The 19,109-nt window shown below is 40.6% G+C and carries 18 protein-coding genes; 3 read left to right on the top strand and 15 right to left on the bottom strand.

The window, feature by feature from the left end:
* Positions 1 to 30: 30 nt before the first annotated feature.
* A complete protein-coding gene (locus H8B17_RS04560) occupies positions 31 to 1,320 on the bottom strand; it encodes an MFS transporter (protein ID WP_317170987.1) in 1,290 nt (429 codons plus the stop codon).
* Positions 1,321 to 1,527: 207 nt separating this feature from the next.
* On the opposite strand from H8B17_RS04560, the gene H8B17_RS04555 reads away from it, so the two are divergent.
* On the top strand, positions 1,528 to 2,757 hold the full coding sequence (locus tag H8B17_RS04555; protein ID WP_190307949.1) for an ROK family transcriptional regulator: 1,230 nt from the start codon (positions 1,528 to 1,530) through the stop codon (positions 2,755 to 2,757).
* A 136-nt stretch (positions 2,758 to 2,893) separates the two neighbouring features.
* Here the strand turns inward: H8B17_RS04555 and metG are convergent, their stop codons facing one another.
* Positions 2,894 to 4,963, bottom strand: a complete 2,070-nt coding sequence (metG, locus tag H8B17_RS04550) for a methionine--tRNA ligase (protein WP_190307948.1) — start codon at positions 4,961 to 4,963, stop codon at positions 2,894 to 2,896.
* 139 nt (positions 4,964 to 5,102) lie between these two features.
* On the opposite strand from metG, the gene H8B17_RS04545 reads away from it, so the two are divergent.
* Both H8B17_RS04545 and pckA read left to right on the top strand, forming a co-directional pair.
* The gene (locus tag H8B17_RS04545) at positions 5,103 to 6,002 is read left to right on the top strand and encodes a S66 peptidase family protein (RefSeq protein WP_190307947.1); all 900 of its coding nucleotides are present in this window, start codon (positions 5,103 to 5,105) and stop codon (positions 6,000 to 6,002) included.
* Positions 6,003 to 6,204: 202 nt separating this feature from the next.
* Positions 6,205 to 7,782: a phosphoenolpyruvate carboxykinase (ATP) gene (gene pckA, locus H8B17_RS04540; RefSeq protein WP_223816364.1), complete on the top strand. Its 1,578-nt coding sequence runs from the start codon at positions 6,205 to 6,207 to the stop codon at positions 7,780 to 7,782.
* A 10-nt stretch (positions 7,783 to 7,792) separates the two neighbouring features.
* On the opposite strand, the gene H8B17_RS04535 is transcribed toward pckA, so the two are convergent.
* The 13 genes from H8B17_RS04535 to H8B17_RS04475 all read right to left on the bottom strand — a co-directional run bounded on the left by H8B17_RS04535 (position 7,793) and on the right by H8B17_RS04475 (position 19,105).
* Positions 7,793 to 8,257 carry an ABC transporter ATPase gene (locus H8B17_RS04535; RefSeq protein WP_190307945.1) on the bottom strand — a complete coding sequence of 155 codons (465 nt, stop codon included), beginning with the start codon at positions 8,255 to 8,257 and terminating at the stop codon, positions 7,793 to 7,795.
* A 33-nt stretch (positions 8,258 to 8,290) separates the two neighbouring features.
* Positions 8,291 to 8,827: a DUF420 domain-containing protein gene (locus H8B17_RS04530; RefSeq protein WP_223816363.1), complete on the bottom strand. Its 537-nt coding sequence runs from the start codon at positions 8,825 to 8,827 to the stop codon at positions 8,291 to 8,293.
* Between the two features lie 9 nt (positions 8,828 to 8,836).
* Positions 8,837 to 9,556, bottom strand: coding sequence for a photosynthetic protein synthase I (locus tag H8B17_RS04525; RefSeq protein ID WP_190307943.1), 720 nt, complete (start codon positions 9,554 to 9,556; stop codon positions 8,837 to 8,839).
* Between the two features lie 19 nt (positions 9,557 to 9,575).
* Positions 9,576 to 9,956, bottom strand: a complete 381-nt coding sequence (locus H8B17_RS04520) for a cytochrome C oxidase subunit IV family protein (protein WP_190307942.1) — start codon at positions 9,954 to 9,956, stop codon at positions 9,576 to 9,578.
* A gap of 34 nt (positions 9,957 to 9,990) precedes the next feature.
* Positions 9,991 to 10,728: a cytochrome c oxidase subunit 3 gene (locus H8B17_RS04515; protein ID WP_190307941.1), complete on the bottom strand. Its 738-nt coding sequence runs from the start codon at positions 10,726 to 10,728 to the stop codon at positions 9,991 to 9,993.
* Positions 10,729 to 10,737: 9 nt separating this feature from the next.
* The gene (locus H8B17_RS04510; protein ID WP_190307940.1) at positions 10,738 to 11,325 is read right to left on the bottom strand and encodes a cytochrome c oxidase subunit 3; all 588 of its coding nucleotides are present in this window, start codon (positions 11,323 to 11,325) and stop codon (positions 10,738 to 10,740) included.
* Entirely contained in the window at positions 11,326 to 12,234 is a 909-nt protein-coding gene (gene cyoE / locus H8B17_RS04505; RefSeq protein ID WP_190307939.1) for a heme o synthase, read from the bottom strand.
* 69 nt (positions 12,235 to 12,303) lie between these two features.
* Complete coding sequence (locus tag H8B17_RS04500) at positions 12,304 to 13,347, bottom strand: COX15/CtaA family protein (RefSeq protein ID WP_190307938.1); 1,044 nt, start codon at positions 13,345 to 13,347, stop codon at positions 12,304 to 12,306.
* Between the two features lie 40 nt (positions 13,348 to 13,387).
* A complete protein-coding gene (locus tag H8B17_RS04495) occupies positions 13,388 to 15,265 on the bottom strand; it encodes a cytochrome c oxidase subunit I (RefSeq protein ID WP_190307937.1) in 1,878 nt (625 codons plus the stop codon).
* 27 nt (positions 15,266 to 15,292) lie between these two features.
* On the bottom strand, positions 15,293 to 16,645 hold the full coding sequence (locus H8B17_RS04490) for a cytochrome c oxidase subunit II (RefSeq protein ID WP_223816362.1): 1,353 nt from the start codon (positions 16,643 to 16,645) through the stop codon (positions 15,293 to 15,295).
* A gap of 46 nt (positions 16,646 to 16,691) precedes the next feature.
* Entirely contained in the window at positions 16,692 to 17,927 is a 1,236-nt protein-coding gene (locus H8B17_RS04485) for a quinol:cytochrome C oxidoreductase (RefSeq protein WP_190307936.1), read from the bottom strand.
* 19 nt (positions 17,928 to 17,946) lie between these two features.
* Entirely contained in the window at positions 17,947 to 18,576 is a 630-nt protein-coding gene (locus H8B17_RS04480) for a c-type cytochrome (RefSeq protein WP_317170986.1), read from the bottom strand.
* On the bottom strand, positions 18,569 to 19,105 hold the full coding sequence (locus tag H8B17_RS04475) for a DUF3341 domain-containing protein (protein WP_190307934.1): 537 nt from the start codon (positions 19,103 to 19,105) through the stop codon (positions 18,569 to 18,571). Before H8B17_RS04475 ends, H8B17_RS04480 begins: the two co-directional genes overlap by 8 nt.
* Positions 19,106 to 19,109: the final 4 nt, after the last annotated feature.

Genomic DNA, 19,109 nt, shown 5'->3' with positions numbered 1-19,109 from the left:
TAAAAAACAAAACATTAATTAAAAATATTTCTACTCTTCTATTATCTCCTTTTCATCATCTATTTTTCTCAGCGGTACTAACCAAGTCACTATGAACGCTGGAATAGTTGCAATCAATACCCAAGTAAAAAATTCCTTATAGCCCAGGTAGTCACTCAACAATCCACTGATCATGGAGGGGATCATAAAGCCCAAGTTCATCAGGCCACTTCCAAAGGCATAATGTGCCATCTTATAGGGACCAGGGGCTATATTTTGCATCATAAACAGAATAAGTCCCACGAAACCAAATCCATATCCAAAGTACTCTGTCACAACGGCAATTCCTACTGTATAAAGGCTTGTCGGCATAGCTATGGCTAGAAACGCATAAGCTGCAAAAGGCAGATTAAAAGCAGAGCAGAGGATCAGCAAGGTTTTCCGGTTCAGCCCTTTATTGGACACATAATGTCCCGCTACGATAGACCCTAGTACGAACGCTATTGATCCAAACACACCATAAAGTAGCCCAATTTGGGAAGTACTAAGCTCTAATCCTCCTTCGGCTCGAGAAGCTCTAAAAAATAGTGGGATAATCTTAATTGCCTGCCCCTCAGCAAAGCGATAGAGCACAATAAAACACAAGCTATATCCAATATTTTTCTTTTGAAAGAAAGTTATGATAACGTCTTTTAATGTAGCAAACCCTTCTTTTAATGAACTCGTCCTTGCTATTCCATGCGTAGAGGGCAATACCCGCATATTATAAATGCCTAATATTACCATAATTATACCATAGACAAACATAACGATCATCCACGCATTCCGAATGCCTATTTCTTCTTCTAGTTGTCCTGCTAGATATACCAGTGCTCCTCCAGAAAAGACTTTGGCTATATTATAAAATGCACCTTGCCACCCTACATACTTTGCCTGTAGTTTCGCATTGAGCTCATTGAGGTATACACCGTCGGCGGCCGTATCATGGGTAGCGCCACTAATGGCAATAATAGTAAGTACAGCTATCGAAAAGCTAAAAAAATAATCAAGCTGTAAGGTAAGTCCAACCAAACCGAAGAGTACGCCGGTAAATATCTGGGTGATGTAAACAAAAAACTTCTTTGTCTTATACATCTCCAAAAAAGGTCCCCACAGCGGCTTTAGTGTCCAGGGGAGCATAATAATTGACGTCCAGAATGCAATCTGCGTGTCAGATACGCCGAGATTCTTATACATAATGGAACTTGCTCCTGATAGAGCAACAAACGGCAGCCCCATAGCGAACCACGTGGTAGGTATCCAATATATAGGATGGATATGTTTACTTTCGACTTGTTTCACGATTTATTAGTGGATAAGTTTCTCATTAAAAATTTGATTAGTATATTTTGGAATGTTCAATATTATTAAAAAAAATAGATAACTCAAATCTATTTTTAAATTATTTTAATAATAATCTTGTCACACACCATTAGTTTGGGCATACATCATATTATATAAATAGTTTTTTTATCTTTATCGGTTAATTAAATAAAGTTTATTAACAACATGAGCTCAAGTTTTCTTAAAGATCTACATAATGCCAATATTAGTGGCGTGGCGTACAAGAATGTCCAGCTAAAGAAAAAGATATTAGCTTATTTTGCCGCGCATGAATTAGGTACAATAGCTGAATTGAGCAAAGCATTTAACGTTAGTATTCCAAAAATTAATGAATCAATTAACGAGTTAATAGAGGAAAAACTGGTCAAAGATTACGGCAAACAAACATCCAACGTAGGAAGGAAACCCAACAATTATGGACTAGAAGCAAATTCCGCTTTTTTTATCGGCGTGCAGGTGAGCGAAGACTATATTTCTATTGCCATGATTAACATGAAAAAGGAATTAGTCGCTCACAAAGATGAGATTCCATTTCTACTGGAAAACAATGAACGCTCCCTTCAACATCTATGTAAAGAAATAAAAGACTTTGTTACCAAGATTGCTGCTAAACAAGAAAAGATACTAGGTATTGGCATTAATTTGTCTGGAAGGATAAATTACCGAACAGGCTATTCCTATAGTTATTTTAATTTTTACGAGGATCCGTTATCTAATTTTTTCGAACAACAATTGGGTATACATACTTTCCTCGAAAACGACACGAAGGCATTATCGTACGGCGAGTTTACCAATGGAGGTCTGAGTGATGAAAAGGACGCGTTATTCATTAACGTTGATAACGGGATAGGTTTGGGGATCATGATTAATAAGCAACTTTATTACGGGAAATCTGGTTTTTCAGGTGAGTTTGGGCATATCCCCATCTTTGACAACGACATTATCTGTCGGTGTGGAAAAAAAGGTTGCTTGGAGACGGAGGCTTCTGGTCACGCGTTACGCAAGAAGATTATAGAGGCCATCCAAAATGGCGCTACCAGCATTCTTACAAAAAAATTCAGTTCTATTGAAGATGTCCGCCTTAACGATATTATTCTTGCCGCTAAAAAAGACGATACGCTCGCTATTGAGGCTATTAACGAAATTGGCGAAAAACTTGGCCGCGGCATGGCTGCGCTTATCAACATATTCAACCCCGAATTAATTATCATAGGAGGTATTCTTGCAAAATCAGAGGAATATTTAAGCCTCCCACTCAAAAACTCAATAAACAAATATTCCTTATCTATGGTTAATAAGGACACCAAGATCGTTTTGTCGACGCATGGAGAAAAATTCGCCGCCATAGGAGCTAGTTTACTACTTCGCGACCGACTTTTGGAGATTACAAAATAACTATTTATTTTAAAACCAGACCCGCCAACGCTCACTTGCTTCTCATGGTTCCGGTCAAACTAACGTTAAAGTAAGGATGTTTTATTCCTATCTAAGAGTTATCATATTCACCATACTTTTTTAGAAATCCTAAAACCTACCTTACCGAACTACCCGGTTTAATCGTCGAAGTTGGATTCACAAAGTCTAATCGGCCATCCGCATCTTCCGCCATCAAAATCATCCCTTGGGATGTTATTCCTTTAATAACTCGAGGTTCCAAATTCACAAGAATAGAGACCTGTTTACCTACAATATCTTCCGAGCTAAAAAACTCCGCAATGCCCGAAACGACCGTGCGTTGATCAATGCCCGTGTCAATTTTAAGTTTTAATAATTTCTTCGTCTTGGCGACCTTCTCCGCTTCCAATATCGTTCCGACGCGAATATCCATTTTCAGGAAATCGTCGTAACTGATATTCGCCTTCGCTGGCTCCGCTTTTGTCGCTATAGCTGCATTGCTAGCTTTAGCTTCCTGTAGCTTCTGCAACTGAAAGTCTACTTGTTCATCCGTAATCTTCTCAAACAATAATTGTGCATCTCCGAGTACATGTCCCGATGGAATAAGATTTTGCTGTCCGGCATGCATCCAATCTTGTTGTTCCAAATTCAACATCGTAAACAACTTACTGGCCGATTTCGGTAAAAACGGCTGTGCCATTACAGCGAGGTTAGCAACGATCTGCGAGGCTACATACAGCACGGTTTTAACACGCTCCGGATTTTCCTTGTATATCTTCCAAGGTTCTTCATCTGCCAAGTATTTATTACCTAGACGAGCTACATTCATGAAATGACCTAATGCCTCTCGAAAACGATATTGTGCAATCGCTTGGCTAATGAGCTGCGGGTAGGTTATAAGCTCGTCCAGTATACCCTGGTCGCCATCTGTCAAAGCCTCTCCTACCACAACCTGTCCTGCGAAATATTTCTGAGAAAGAACCATTACCCGGTTTACAAAATTACCTAAAATAGCCACCAGTTCGTTATTTACACGCGCCTGAAAATCCTTCCATGTAAACTCACTATCCGATGTTTCTGGTAAAATAGACGTCAGCACATAACGTAGTTCGTCTTGCTTTTCAGGAAATTCTAAAAGATACTCATGCAACCATACCGCGTGATTACGGGAGGTAGATAGTTTATCTCCTTCTAAGTTCAAAAACTCATTTGCTGGCACATTCTCCGGCAGAATATATTCACCATGGGCATGTAATATAGCGGGGAATGTAATGCAATGAAATACAATATTATCTTTTCCGATAAAATGAATCAAGGTGGAATCGTCTTCCGTATTGACTTGTTTTTTCCAATACTTTTCCCAATCTTGGCCATGGTCAAGCGCCCATTGCTTCGTGGCCGAAATATACCCGATTGGCGCATCCAACCAAACATATAACTTTTTACCTTTTGCTTCTTCAAGAGGAACGTCTACCCCCCAGTCCAGATCACGTGTCATGGAACGAGGCTGTAGACCAGATTTCAGCCAAGACTGACATTGTCCGAAAACATTTGGTTTAAGCACACTCTTTTTACCTTCGATAAGCCATTTTTCCAACCATGGTTGATATTTATCGAGCGGGAGATACCAGTGCTTCGTTTCTCTTAACACGGGGGTTTTTCCGCTTAACGTCGATTTAGGGTTAATCAAATCCGTGGGGCTCAAAGATGTACCACATTTCTCACACTGATCGCCATAAGCACCTTCATTATGGCAGTGCGGGCATGTACCTACGATATAGCGGTCAGCCAAAAACTGATGATATTCTTCATCATAATACTGTTCAGAAAATTTTTCTATAAATTCTCCCTTCTCATAGAGGTTTATAAAAAACTCCTGAGACAACTCATGATGCACTTGTTCCGATGTACGATGATAAATATCGAAACCAATACCAAACTCTTCAAAGCTTTTTTTAATCTGTTGATTGTATTTATCTATAATCTCCCGCGGTGTTACGCCTTCTTTCTTTGCCTTAATGGTAATAGCCGCCCCGTGCTCATCCGAACCGCAAACGAACACCACGTCTTTATGGTTCAAACGAAGAAAGCGTGCAAAAATATCAGCTGGAACATAAGCTCCGGCAAGGTGCCCGATGTGTAAAGGACCATTCGCGTAAGGCAAAGCCGATGTAATAGTAAAACGATTTTTAGATAAGATACTCAACGTATAACGATTTAAATTGCAAACAATGATTAAAACAAAACCTAGCCCTCATCAGCCTTTAAAAAGAAAATAAACAGATGAAAACTTGTTTCTTTGGCAAAGATAACTCAAATTGCGCGTATAATAATAAGGGAGCGATATGAAATCACCAGAATTTCTTAAGAAAGGCGATAAAGTTGCTATTGTTTGTCCGGCAAGCTATATCAAAGGCGATATAGAAGTTGCTCTCCAGATATTGAGCAGTTGGGGGCTCCGCGTAGGAGTAGGCAAAAGCGTCACTTCCCGATTCCACCAATTTGCCGGGACAGACGAGGTACGCAGACAGGATTTACAGGCTGCACTTGACGATCCGGACATTAAAGCTATTTTCGCCGCGCGGGGTGGCTATGGTACAGTTAGGATTATCGACCAATTAGACTTTCGAAAGCTCAAAAAACATCCGAAGTGGATCATAGGCTTCAGCGACATCACGGTACTGCACAGCCATCTGCATCATAAAGTGGGGATCTGCAGTATACACGGACAAATGCCAAAATCTTTCGCCGAAAGTACAAAAACTGCACTCACCTCCCTGGAGCATGCTTTATTCGGCAATAATATCGACATCAACTATCACCAACACACCTTTCCAAACCGATCCGGCAAAGGGTATGGCCATCTGTTTGGGGGAAATTTAGCCATTCTTCATAGCATCTTGGCTTCTCCATCCGATGGTAAATATGACGGTAAAATTCTCTTCATTGAAGATGTTGGCGAACAGCACTATAATATTGATCGTATGCTGTGGACCTTGAAAAGAGCAAATAAGTTGACCAATCTCAAAGGATTAATTGTAGGCGGCTTTACCTCCCTAAAAGATAGTGATCCGCCGTTTGGACAGCGGGTTGAAGAGATTATCATGGATAAAGTACGCGGATATGATTTCCCCGTCTGCTTTGATTTCCCTGCCGGACACATCGACAATAATTATAGTCTTATTTTTGGGAAAGAAGTGACGCTCAACGTTAATCAGAAAGAGGTTTCGCTCACATACCACTAGCGTTAGTAGCTTCTTAAGCACAATCTCAACCTTTAATAATATCGAAATCCAGGACCAACACAAACAATTATTCCGAAAAAATATTAAAAATTAAAATATTAATATATTTTATCCAATTATTTACGGAAACTATCCCTCACCCATTTTCTATTCTTATTCTCCATACCTTCGCTCCATAAACCAAATAATGATTCTTATGGCTATGGAAAGGTTAGCTACACGCCCTGCACAGGTTTATCTTAATCAAGATGCAAATACCCTCGTCCGTCAGACACTGGAACGCGGCCAGGGTAAACTCAATGACACCGGAGCGCTGTGTATTCAAACAGGAAAATTTACGGGGCGTTCTCCTAAAGACCGCTTTATCGTTCGGGACGAAATGTCGGAAAACACTGTTGATTGGGGAGAAGTCAATATTCCGGTTTCTTCTGAGATCTTTGACAATCTTTTACGAAAAATGAACGTCTTTATTCAAGACCGGGAAGTATGGGTACGTCAGTGTTACGCTGGCGCAGATTTCGATTATCGACTCAACGTTACCGTCATGAATACAACGCCTTGGGCGAACCTGTTCTGTCATCATCTTTTCCTGCGACCATCAACGAGTGAGCTTGAAACTTATCAACAAGAATGGGTGATATTACAAGTGCCGGAGTTTTTAGCCGACCCCGCAATCGATGGAACCAGACAAGAGAATTTCACGATGATCAATTTCAGTAAGAAAATGATTTTGATAGGCGGGTCCGCCTACACGGGTGAAATGAAAAAGGGGATCTTCTCGGTCTTGAATTTTCTATTGCCCCACCAACACAACGTACTGCCCATGCACTGTTCTGCAAACGAAGGAATACAGGGTGATGTAGCCCTATTCTTTGGGCTAAGCGGTACAGGAAAGACAACGCTGTCTGCTGACGTTAATCGCAAATTAATCGGAGACGATGAACACGGTTGGGCCGCTGACACCGTGTTTAATTTCGAAGGGGGCTGTTACGCTAAATGTATTGACCTTCGTGCAGACAAAGAGCCTCAAATATATGCTGCCATAAAGCACCCTGCGCTCCTCGAAAATGTCGGTTTCTTTTCAGACACGAATAGAGTGGATTATGGCGATGCTGGCATTACCGAAAATACACGGGCAGCGTATCCTATTGATCATATCAAGAATGCAAAGAAACATTCTACAGGTGGAATACCAAAAAATATCTTTTTTCTGACATGCGATGCTTTTGGTGTTTTGCCCCCCATCGCCAAATTGACGACAGCGCAGGCGATGTATCACTTCTTATCGGGATATACCGCTAAAGTAGCCGGAACCGAGGTTGGCATCCGTGAACCGCAGAGCACCTTCTCTGCATGCTTCGGAAGAGTTTTCCTTCCTCTCCATCCTACAGCATACGCCGAATTATTAGGCAAAAAGCTAGATGCCCATCCCGAAGTTAATGTCTGGCTGGTGAACACAGGTTGGACAGGGGGAGCTTATGGTGTTGGAAACAGAATCAGTTTACATTATACCCGTGCCATGGTGCAAGCCGCCATTCAAGGAGATCTTACAAATCAAATGTTTACACCCCACCCCTATTTTGGAGTCCTCATACCCGAAACATGTCCCGGTGTTCCGGCAGAAATATTAGACACTCGAAATACTTGGAAAAATAAGGATGCGTACGATAAACAGGCAAAAATATTGGCGGATCTTTTCATTCAGAATTTCGCTCCATACCGCACGAAAGCCAGTCAAGAAATACAAAATGCTTCACCTCAATTGGTGCAAGAGGTTTAAGTGTTCTTTCTTACAAAAATACTTTGGAGTGCCAGCTCGCTTGCATTGGCACTTCCCATTTTGTCTCCAATTCCTCTACGGAAGATATCATATTATTAAAAACGATAGTAGCATCTGAATGAATAACACCTGTAGCCAACAATTTTCGAAAATCATCTTGTTTAGCCACTTTGATGGGCTCCTCTGCTGCAGAACGATAAGCGATCTGTAATCGATCAAATAGGGAGATTCCGAGTACTTGTTCGATTTTCTTCAAGAGGTGTACCGACTTATCAATAGAACATCCCGTGACCATAGCTTTTTGTTCATCGACGAACAGAAGAATAAATAGCCCATAACGAATTTCAAACGAACCGGCCAGCTGATCGCCATGCGCTGTCCATTGAGCAACAAATTCTTGAAGAATTTGCTCTACTCTTTGAATTTCGTCCTCTTTCAAAAACCGGTTACTCTGATAAATCCAAACTCTTTTCATTTCTATAAAGTTAAGGGAATCCTATTCGTACCTCTAATTGTAATAAGGAGAAATCATCAAATAGACAACCACACCTGTTACGGCCACATACAACCACATCGGATAGGTGATACGTGCTAGTTTTTTATGTCGCTCGTAAGCGCCTGCAATACCGCGCACGAATGTAAACAACACAAAAGGTATGACGATAATCGATAAAAGGATATGACTAATCAATACAATGAAATACAGATATCGTAACGTGCCTTCTCCGCCATACGGCGTAGATTCAGATGTCATGTGATAGGCCACATACATCAATAAGAAGGCCACAGAACACCCCATACACACCTTAATTAAATTCTCGTGCAATTTTCTATTTCCTCTTTTCACGGCAGACACGGCTACCATCAATAAAACCGCGGTAATCCCGTTGATAGTTGCATAAATGGGCGGTAAGAAGGTTAAGGGTTCCACATCGTAACCTAACTTCCTCAAATTTACACCGAAAAGCATCGCCACAACTAAAGGAATAATTATCGAAAGCGTGATAATCCACTTTTTGTATTTCTTCTCCTCTGCCGTCATCATACCCATATCTTATTTCTTCTCCACTTTTAATGATCTGTTACGAATTTCTTCCACAGACAATAATTTTAATTCATCTTCTAAGCGGTCCACCTCGCCTTTCTGACTAATATCATAAAAGCCACGGATACGACGCTTCGAATCCAGTAGCACCAAGCGATTGCTGATCAGAAACCGGCTAGAATCCGCAGGGTCTACCATCGCGTCAATCAGTAACTGTTCCCGGCTGTATCTGAAAATATCAGTCGAAGGGCTAAACACAGTTTGCCATTGCTTCTCTGCCATATTCTTATAACCACGAACAAACGATGATAGCGAAGCCCCTGTCTCCATGCTATCTACCGAAATAGAATAAAAGCTGATTATTGGATTACCCTTAAACCGTGTTGCCAACGCATCTACATGATCCAACATCAACCGGGAAAACGCCTCGTCACGTGTATAAAAAAGATGTACAACACTAACGCAGGTATCAGGTGCGGGAAAAAGGACGTCCTTGCCGGACGCATCTTTGAAAACCATCTCTTCAACGGTATGAAAAATCGTATCTGGATATTCCCTACCCCAATTCCTTTTGGTCTCTCCACTAAGACTTTTCTCTCCGAATACCGGCAGTCGTACATATTCGTTCGAGCCGAACCGATTAACAGCTATATATAAAAATCCTGGCAAGAGTAAGATCAATGCCAGGATTATTATCTTTCCTTTATTTATTTGAGTACGCTTACCCATTCACTACCTTCCACTAATACTAATTATTTGGGAACACGGGATGCGACTGAAATGCGTCCAGTAAAAAGTCTCCTTCAATCAGTAACAAAATTATAAAATATACAATAAAGAGTAAACCTACACTACAGCATACAATAAAGCTTGATTTTTCAAACTTCAAGTGCATAAAATAGGCTACAATATAGTAGGCTTTTGCCAACGTTAGGACAATATATACTACATTCAAAAACATTCCCTTTTCGATGATTCCCCAATGATGGACAAAACCCAAAGCTATTAAAAACTCGAGCGCAGTCAATGCTAACAAGACAAAGAAAACTCTCCAAATCCCCTTTTTGTCCATGCCGCCGTGTTCCTCATGTCCGTGAACCGCTGCAATATTTTCGTTATGATGTGACATTTCTATATTTGTTATTTTATTATAACCCAATTAATTAAATCAAATAGAAGAACGTAAATACAAACACCCAAACTAAGTCTACAAAGTGCCAATATAAACCGACTTTTTCTACCATCAAATAAGAACCGCTTTTTTGAAAAGTATTATTTAATGTTTTACACAAAACAATAATATTTAACAAGACGCCAATGGAAACGTGAAATCCGTGAAATCCTGTAATGGTAAAGAACATATTAGCAAATTGTAATGCCGCCGTATAAGCAATGTCTTTGGTAAAATACGGTGCAAGGGCTTCTGCTACGGCCTCTCCCTCCAAACCTGTGGCTGGATTTCTTCCGAACCAAAATCCTTGGTGATGCAAATGCGTCCACTCAATAGCCTGGCAACCCAAGAAACACAAACCACCCAAGATAGTCCAAAGCATCCATTTCACCACCTCATTTTTCTTATTCCGATGTCCTGCATCCACTGCCAATACCATCGTAACAGAGGACATGATCAAGATAAAGGTCATAATTCCGACAAATACCAATGGCTGGCCGGATTCGGCAATCCCCGGAATAGACTGGAACACTTTATCCGCATCAATCCACGTAGGTTGCGCGAATTTCTGCGCACCGTACATAATCAGAAATGCAGAAAATGTAAAGGTATCCGACACCAAGAAAAACCACATCATGATCTTTCCATACTCTAAGTTCCAAGGTGACCTTCCTCCATTCCATGGGCCATCTTTCACCTTATCCAATTGCGATACAGTTGTTGTACTCATTTTTTACTATTATTGATTCAAAAGTAAGAAAACATAAATATAAATCCATAAAAGATCGAGAAAATGCCAAAAAATAGCGGCTAAATTCATGCGGAATAGGTTGTCCGGAAAGGGTATCGGCTTTAAAGCCCCCCATAAACATCTTACCAATACGATCAAACCCGCGATAATATGTGCTAAATGCATTCCCGTAAATACATATATAAAGGATTGCGAAGCGTTATTATTTACAAAATAGACACCGCGCTCCGTTAACACAGACCATGCGTCTAGCTGCAATACGAAGAATACCACTCCCAAAACAATCGTCAACAATAAAAACAGCTTCTGCTTGCCCAGTTGTTCTAACTTTGTTGCGCGATAACCTAAATGTAAAATCAAACTACTTACAACGATCACAATCGTACTGTAAATAAATGTATTCGGCAATATCGTTTTAATTCCCTTATCGACTCCACTAGCCGTGTATACAATGAAGCCACTCGATAATGCAGCAAACATCATAAACATACCAATCATACCCAGCCAAAGATTGAATTTTTTGGCCTTCCTCGATTGAAGCACTTCCTCCATTGTATAATCTTCCGTACGTTCCATCTATTTCAAAGGAATAAAATCAAATAACAAAACTAATTGTGTCAAAGGCAAATAAAAAAAAGAAGTAAACATCACTTTTTTTGCCGTGGCATCTGTTCTCTCCTGTACGTGTTTCATTCCATAATAAGCAAACAACAGACCGCCCAACACGGACACTATAGTAAATACCCAACCACCGAAACCGTAATACATCGGCAGTAAGCCTACCGGAATCATCAACGCAGCCGAGATAAAAATCATCCAAGCAGAAACAGCGTCTTTCCGCGTAGTTGGCAATAACCTAAATCCGGCATGCTTATAATCCTCATCAGCCACCCAAGCAATAGCCCAAAAATGGGGAAACTGCCAAAAGAATTGAACTAAGAACAAAACCCAGGGTGTTATGACAATCGCGGCCTCACTAACCGCTGCATATTCAAAACCAAATCCAGCCGACTCAAAAGCAGCATAATAACCAATCAATGGAGGCAGCGCCCCTGGAAATGCACCAACAAAAACCGCTATAGGTGATTTTTGTTTCAATGGCGTATATACAAATGCATATAGAAAAATCGCAAACACCGATAGCAATCCAGCAAGAAAATTCAACTGCAGGAGCAATAGTGTGCCAAACAATCCCATAAACAAGCTCAATACCAACGCCTGCCCCGTAGTCATCCGACCTGCAGGCAATGGTCTGTCTTGGGTTCGCACCATTAATTTATCCAAATTACGCTCGATGATTTCATTAAAACCATTTGCCGATCCGGTTATCATAAACCCACCGATAGTCAGAATCAACCAGTTTATCCAAATAACATCCCCCTGTTGTTGCGCTCCAATCAAAAATGAAATAGACGCGGAAAAAACAACGGTCAAATTCAGCCTAAGCTTAACTAATTTACCAAAATCAGAGATAAACTGCTTCATGAAAACTATACCCTCTTCTAAAAATGAACAACTGCATTAGAACCACAAATGTCTATAACTTTGTTCATACTATCGTTTTAATTTTGTCATTAATAGCATTAGATAATACTGCGCACCAAAAAACAAGCTAGCGAAAACCAGATGTGTAGTCTGGGCAACCGCTGGCACATTAAAACGAGCTAGAATAATTCCGGACACCATCTGAACACCAACCAAGATCAGTATAATCCAAGCGTATCTACTTTGTAATGTCAATGAACTAAACTTATTTTTGACCAAAAAAAACAACAGAACAGTTGCTCCTAATGATATATAAGCCAACATTCGGTGTATGTCATAAGATGCTCCTATACTGGATATCCAGTCTTGACGAGAAACACCTTCGTAATTTAAATGATCAATCGCTTCCCTGACCTCCGTTCCGTAGACCACCTGTACAACAGTCAGCAACAACAGAAACACCGCTATTCCTTTCAGGAGATCAAAACGATTATTAATAAGAATGCTCTTATTCCGCATGGTAGTCGCCAAATAGAACGTATAGATGCTAATGGCAACAATAATCAAAGCCAACAACATGTGTACTGTAATAATCCAAGGCATTAGATTCGTAGAGACCACAATAGATCCTAACCATGCCTGAATAACGACAACAATAAGATTCAGAACACTCCACCATAAAATCGATGGCTTACTTTTCCTATAGGTAAAAGAAAATATCGCGGAAAACAAAAGACAGAAACCGACTGTAACACCAACTAAACGATTTATATATTCTGTCCACGTCTTTGCTGCGTTAAATTCCTCATGCTTTAAGATCGACTCGTCATGACGTATTTTATCAGCCATTTCGGGGTATCCAAAAAAAGCTACCATCTTAGCAAACCGTTGGTTTTTTTTAACCCGTCCGTCAATATAATGTTGCTCATAGCCCGCAGGCAATTGCGACACATTTGTAGGCGGAATTATACGATTAAAACATTTCGGCCAATCCGGACAACCCATCCCAGACCCTGTACTTCGCACGACTCCTCCAGCCAGAATGACTAGGAATAAAACAAATATCGTAATCCTATTTGCTTTAATGAACCGCTTTTCCGTATCAGGGTACATAATGCTAATCTGCTCTCCGCTGCTTCTTTATTTATTAGACTTAACCTTCTATTACCTCTCTTTTATTTTCTTTGTTCCATTCATTTTGTATACGTATAGCTTCTTCGTTACCTTCAAAATCATGTGGTAAATTCGAGCTCATCGTCTCCGAAAACGGAACATGTTGTGGAATAAAGTCTGTATGGTGTCCAGGTTTGCTGTAATCATACGGCCAACGATAAACAGTAGGGATTTCACCCGGCCAGTTTCCGTGAATATGTTCTACCGGTGTCGTCCACTCCAATGTATTGGCTGCCCAAGGATTTTGAGTTGCTTTTCTACCTCTCCAAATGGAGGCGAAAAAGTTCCATAAAAATGCAACCTGTGCTAATGCCGCAATAATCGCCGCCCACGTAATTAATAAGTTTACCGAGAACCACTTATCCATGAAAGGGAATGCAGTAAAAGTATAATAACGACGTGGCACACCATCAATTCCCATAAAGTGCATTGGGAAGAATACTAAGTATGCACAAACGAACGTAATCCAAAAGTGCAAATACCCTAGTTTAGTGTCCATCATACGTCCGAACATCTTCGGGTACCAATGATAAACCCCGGCCAACATCCCAAAAATCGAAGCTGATCCCATCACCAAATGGAAATGCGCAACCACAAAATAAGTATCGTGCAAGTTAATATCCAGTGCCGCGTTACCTACATATAAACCGGTAACACCTCCCGAGACAAAAAACGACACCATTCCGATCGCAAACATCATCGCCGGTGTAAAACGGATATTACCTCTCCAAAGTGTAGCTGTATAGTTAAAGGCCTTTACCGCAGATGGCACCGCAATAATCAGTGTCGTTATCATGAACACCCCACCTAAGAACGGGTTCATCCCTGTTACAAACATATGGTGTCCCCAAACGATAAAAGACAATACGGTAATACCTACCAATGAATAAACCATCGCATGGTAGCCGAAAATTGGCTTCCGAGAATTCGTGGAGATTATTTCCGAAGTGAGACCCATCGCAGGCATCACCACAATATATACTTCGGGATGTCCTAAGAACCAAAACAAGTGCTGAAACAAGATAGGTGAACCACCTTCGTTAGGCAAAATTTGACCTTGGACAACTAAATCAGACAAGTAAAACGACGTTCCTACCGAACGGTCAAAGAACAATAGAACAACGGCCGAAACCAATACAGGGAAAGATAATAGACCTACAATTGCTGTCAAGAAAAAAGACCAGATAGTTAACGGCATCTTCCACAAATCCATTCCTTTGGTACGCATGTTCAAGATTGTACTGATATAATTCACCCCGCCCAGTACCTGCGAAATAATGAACAATCCCATACTTATCAGCCACAACGTCATCCCCAGTCCGGATCCCGCAATAGATGTCGGCACCGACGAAAGCGGAGGGTAAATTGTCCACCCAGCAGATGCTGGCCCACTCTCTACAAAGAAAGAGCTTACCATGATAACACAAGCTGTTAAGAAGAACCAATACGACAACATATTCATAAAAGGCGACGCCATATCGCGTGCACCCAATTGATACGGAATCAATAGGTTACTAAAAGTACCTGACAAACCTGCTGTCAATACGAAGAAAACCATCATCGTACCGTGAATAGTGACGAGAGCTAAGAAAAAATCAGGTTTAATACGTCCACCTTCTGCCCATTTGCCTAAGAAGACCTCTAAAATTGGAAAATCTGTATCCGGCCAAGCTAATTGGATACGGAACAAGATAGAAAGCACCATAGCGAAGACCGCCATCACAATACCTGTGATCAAAAATTGCTTCGCAATCATCTTGTGATCCTGACTGAAGACATACTTCGTCAGAAAAGTTTCTTGATGATGATCATGTGCGTCATGATGCGCTGCGCCGTGCGATATAACTGTACTTGACATATTCGTTTAATAGTTATCTTATTTCAATTAATTTAATGAAGCTGTGGTGAGTTCTTTCGCATCACCGGAATCTGCTGAAGCAAACTCTTTCTGCAAATCTTCAGTAAAATATTTCCCCTGTGTACTCAACCATGTTTTGTACTCTTCTTCTGTCACCACAACCACATTCTTTTGCATATTGTAATGTCCCGAACCACATATTTTGTTACATAACATAACGAAATTATATTTCGGATCATCCATTTTCTCCCGCATCTCCTCTGTTGTAATCGTTGGTGTAAACTGGAAATAGTTGGTCATCCCCGGTACTGCGTTGATTTGTACTCGGAAATCAGGGATATAGAACGAATGAATAATATCTTTTGATATAATATGGAAACGCACTGATTTATTGACAGGAATAACAATATCCGACCCCTGAATATCATCCCAAGCGTGCTTATCGGCGAAATCAATACCATAAGAATTCATCGGAGTCGTCAATTTATAGTTCCGTTTTCCGAAAGTACCGTCGTTACCTGGGTAACGAACTTGCCATTGGAACTGCTCGCCCAGAACTTCAATCTGAATGGCAGACTTCTGCAGTTCTTCCGGCACATTCGTGATTGATCTCCACGTAAAGAACCCAAAAAGAACCAATATTGTCAATACCACCGCTGGAACAATTGTCCATATTTTCTCTATCGTATCATTATGCGGATAATAATAAGCACGTGATTCGGCAGAACGCATTCTATAAATAAACGGAAAGGAAAGTAACAACAAGTGGATTACCACCAATACTATGGTAATGATAACCGTCGTTACGATAAACATCGTATCAATGCGCTGCCCATGTTCGGTTGCAGCTTCCCTCCACGCCCAGCTACCCCAAACAGCGTAGCCATAGTAAAGCATCGCTAAAAATCCTACCAAAAAGATAAGAAATAAGACAGATTGAAAAGTGTTGTTGGCGAATGGATTGTATCTTCCATTCATTTTACGGGTCAAATCGTAAATCGATAACACCTTACAAACGATCGCCACAATCGTACATAGAATTAAAAATAATAATATGTAGTACGTTAAGTTTTTATAAACTTGTGGATCTATTTGCGACTCCTCGTCTGCAGCAGTAGCTGCGGATGATGCTGACGATGTTGTCGTTGTCGTTGCGGCAACGGCTTCTCCCGCTGCTGCGGACGCCGTATCCGTTGCTGCCAATTCTGTTGCAGCAGTATCAACATCTCCCTCCTCAACCGTATCTGCAACGGCTGAGACCTCGGTTTCCTGAGCTAATGAATCCTGTTGAAAAGCTAAACTCGGTGTAGAGAATAGTAACCCTACGGCTAGTAAGCATCCCAACACGGCTCTGAATCTGTTATTAATTTTGAATTTCATTTCTTATTAAAACGTTTAAACGTATTATTATGCAATGATTAGAAAACTATATTTGATGATGTAAACTCTCTTCCAAAAACGGATGGTTTTTGGGAGCCAATGCATGTTTGCTCAACTTACTCATCACGAGGAATGTGAATAACCCTACAAAACCTAACGCTGTTCCAATCTCGATAAATCCAAATCCACGATGGTTTTCTACAGTACCCGGCATAATCATAATATAATAATCTAACCAGTGTCCACACAATAATAAAATAGAGGTGAACAGAAGAGCATTTGAACTCCGTATCCGACTTCTATCTACCAAAAGCAATAGCGGCGCAACAAAGTTGATTATAATATTCACCCAAAACCAAGGCTTATATTCTGGTTCCCATCTTTTATAGAAGTATACCGTTTCTTCCGGGATATTAGAGTACCAAATCAATATAAATTGTGCAAACCACACATAAGTCCAAAAGATAGAGAAACCGAACAGCAATTTACCCAGATCATGTAAATGATTCTCGTTTACCCACGATAAATATCCAGCTTTCTTCACCAATATCAGAATGATAATAATAGCAGCCAATCCACTAACCCACATAGCAGCAAAATTATACCATCCAAACATCGTAGAAAACCAATGTGCTTCGAGTGACATAACCGTGTCAAACGACCATATCGGTGTTGTAAAGCCAAAAATTACTAAGAAAATAGCCGATAATTTAAAACTCTTCTTATAAGAGTTCAATCCTCCGTCTAAATCTTCCTGATAAGACAGTTTCGCTAAAATAAAAGCAAATATACTATATGATCCCATGAATAGAATCTGGCGAATCAAGAATCCAGGGACATTTAAAAAAGCAGATTTACCTGCCACCAACGCATCGTAATGCGGGCTATCGGGATCCGTCAACCCGTCAGCATGCCAATGATGGTATAAATTATGTGTAAACAATCCCAGACCAACAATAGCAAACAATATGACTGCCGCTATTGGTAATACACTTGCCATAGCCTGCGGAATACGTATTAAACCAGCAGACCAACCCGACTGTGTAACAAATTGCAATGCTAAGAAAAATGCGCCCGCAGCACATACACAAGTGAAATAATAACCCATCAATAATAGGTTAGCGTATGTACGTTCAACCATAATATGGTCACTTGATAGAAGGCCGAAAGCAATAGCTACCACCCCTACAGCAATTCCAATCAAGCTGAGTATCTTAGCGATACCTGCGAACTGAAATTTTTCGCCGAAATTATAATCGTGATGATGATTGTGAGTTCCCATTTACTATATTGATGTTAGATTATTTTTTTTGTAATTCCTGTACATACATGACAACCTGCCAACGCTCTTCTGGTGATAATTGAGATGCATGTGATCCCATTGAGTTATGACCGTAGTATATCGTATGATATATTTTACCTTCCGAAAGCGCACTCATAGCGCCACCACGTGACGAATTTGCACCATCCGATTTCTGATAAGACGGCGGTGGTGGAAAATTTTCTAACGCTCGTGTGCCACGCGAATCTGATACGGAACGATCCTTTGTAATAGGTCCATCACCTTTACCATCTTTACCATGACATACTGCACAATACGTATGATATAAAGCACCCCCTTTTGCCAAATTTTCGTTTGTAACTGCCAACGGGTTGGTCAATTCCAGACCTGCACGTTCGTACTCTTCTATCGAATTATCAAACTCAAACCGCTCAAAACCAATCGGCGTTGTATTTTCCGGTGGAAGTTGCGCTGTTATTTTATTTTCAAAATTGTTATTGGGTTGATCCGGGTTATAAGCGATCGGATCATACATATTTCTGGAGAATTCCCATCCTGTGCTGCGTGTCTTTCCATCACCACAGCTGGAAACTACCGCCGTCAAAACAAATGCGGCGCATACAGTTCCAAGAAAATTCTTCTTATTCATAGCTAACATATTTTCTTTCATTGTATTTAACTTCAACCGCGCCGGCATCTTTTAACAAAGATTCAATTAGCGTATGGTCTGTATTTTCACGGGCATCTATAGCAATAACGAAACGATCATCGGAGGCTCTCAAGTCCATTACGCGAGGTGCACGTCCAGGGAATAAATGATTACGGAAAAAGAATGTTGCCACCATGCCTAAAGCACAAAGCAAAATGGTAACTTCGAATGTAACCGGTACAAAGTTAGGTAAAGGTAGAGAGGGTTTACCACCGATATTCATCGGCCAATCATAAGCCATGGTGTAATACAATAAGCTAAAACCCAAACAAGTACCCAACGCGCCAAAACAAAACGCTGCTATGGGTAAACGAGATGGCTTAACACCTAATTTATCCTCAATTCCATGAATAGGCATCGGCGTAAAACAATCATATATGCCGATATTGTTTGCCTGCAACTTGTCGATACCGTGCATCATTTCATCGGGATCGGCAAAACTACCTAATATATATTTTGTATTGCTCATTGCT

The sequence above is a fragment of the Sphingobacterium arenae genome (genome assembly GCF_014692505.1).
In the GTDB taxonomy this organism is placed as follows: Bacteria; Bacteroidota; Bacteroidia; order Sphingobacteriales; family Sphingobacteriaceae; genus Sphingobacterium; species Sphingobacterium arenae.
This window is presented reverse-complemented; position numbering and strand designations above follow the sequence as displayed.

Bases quoted from the DNA above. Each gene is read 5' to 3' on its own strand.
- pckA (WP_223816364.1), top strand. From the start codon at position 6,205: ATGGAAAGGTTAGCTACACGCCCTGCACAGGTTTATCTTAATCAAGAT.
- H8B17_RS04555 (WP_190307949.1), top strand. From the start codon at position 1,528: ATGAGCTCAAGTTTTCTTAAAGATCTACATAATGCCAATATTAGTGGC.
- H8B17_RS04475 (WP_190307934.1), bottom strand. From the start codon at position 19,105: ATGAGCAATACAAAATATATATTAGGTAGTTTTGCCGATCCCGATGAA.
- H8B17_RS04545 (WP_190307947.1), top strand. From the start codon at position 5,103: ATGAAATCACCAGAATTTCTTAAGAAAGGCGATAAAGTTGCTATTGTT.
- H8B17_RS04490 (WP_223816362.1), bottom strand. From the start codon at position 16,645: ATGAAATTCAAAATTAATAACAGATTCAGAGCCGTGTTGGGATGCTTA.
- H8B17_RS04485 (WP_190307936.1), bottom strand. From the start codon at position 17,927: ATGGGAACTCACAATCATCATCACGATTATAATTTCGGCGAAAAATTT.
- H8B17_RS04480 (WP_317170986.1), bottom strand. From the start codon at position 18,576: ATGAATAAGAAGAATTTTCTTGGAACTGTATGCGCCGCATTTGTTTTG.
- H8B17_RS04525 (WP_190307943.1), bottom strand. From the start codon at position 9,556: ATGGGTAAGCGTACTCAAATAAATAAAGGAAAGATAATAATCCTGGCA.
- cyoE (WP_190307939.1), bottom strand. From the start codon at position 12,234: ATGAAGCAGTTTATCTCTGATTTTGGTAAATTAGTTAAGCTTAGGCTG.
- H8B17_RS04515 (WP_190307941.1), bottom strand. From the start codon at position 10,728: ATGAGTACAACAACTGTATCGCAATTGGATAAGGTGAAAGATGGCCCA.
- H8B17_RS04500 (WP_190307938.1), bottom strand. From the start codon at position 13,347: ATGTACCCTGATACGGAAAAGCGGTTCATTAAAGCAAATAGGATTACG.
- H8B17_RS04520 (WP_190307942.1), bottom strand. From the start codon at position 9,956: ATGTCACATCATAACGAAAATATTGCAGCGGTTCACGGACATGAGGAA.
- H8B17_RS04510 (WP_190307940.1), bottom strand. From the start codon at position 11,325: ATGGAACGTACGGAAGATTATACAATGGAGGAAGTGCTTCAATCGAGG.
- H8B17_RS04535 (WP_190307945.1), bottom strand. From the start codon at position 8,257: ATGAAAAGAGTTTGGATTTATCAGAGTAACCGGTTTTTGAAAGAGGAC.
- H8B17_RS04495 (WP_190307937.1), bottom strand. From the start codon at position 15,265: ATGTCAAGTACAGTTATATCGCACGGCGCAGCGCATCATGACGCACAT.
- H8B17_RS04530 (WP_223816363.1), bottom strand. From the start codon at position 8,827: ATGATGACGGCAGAGGAGAAGAAATACAAAAAGTGGATTATCACGCTT.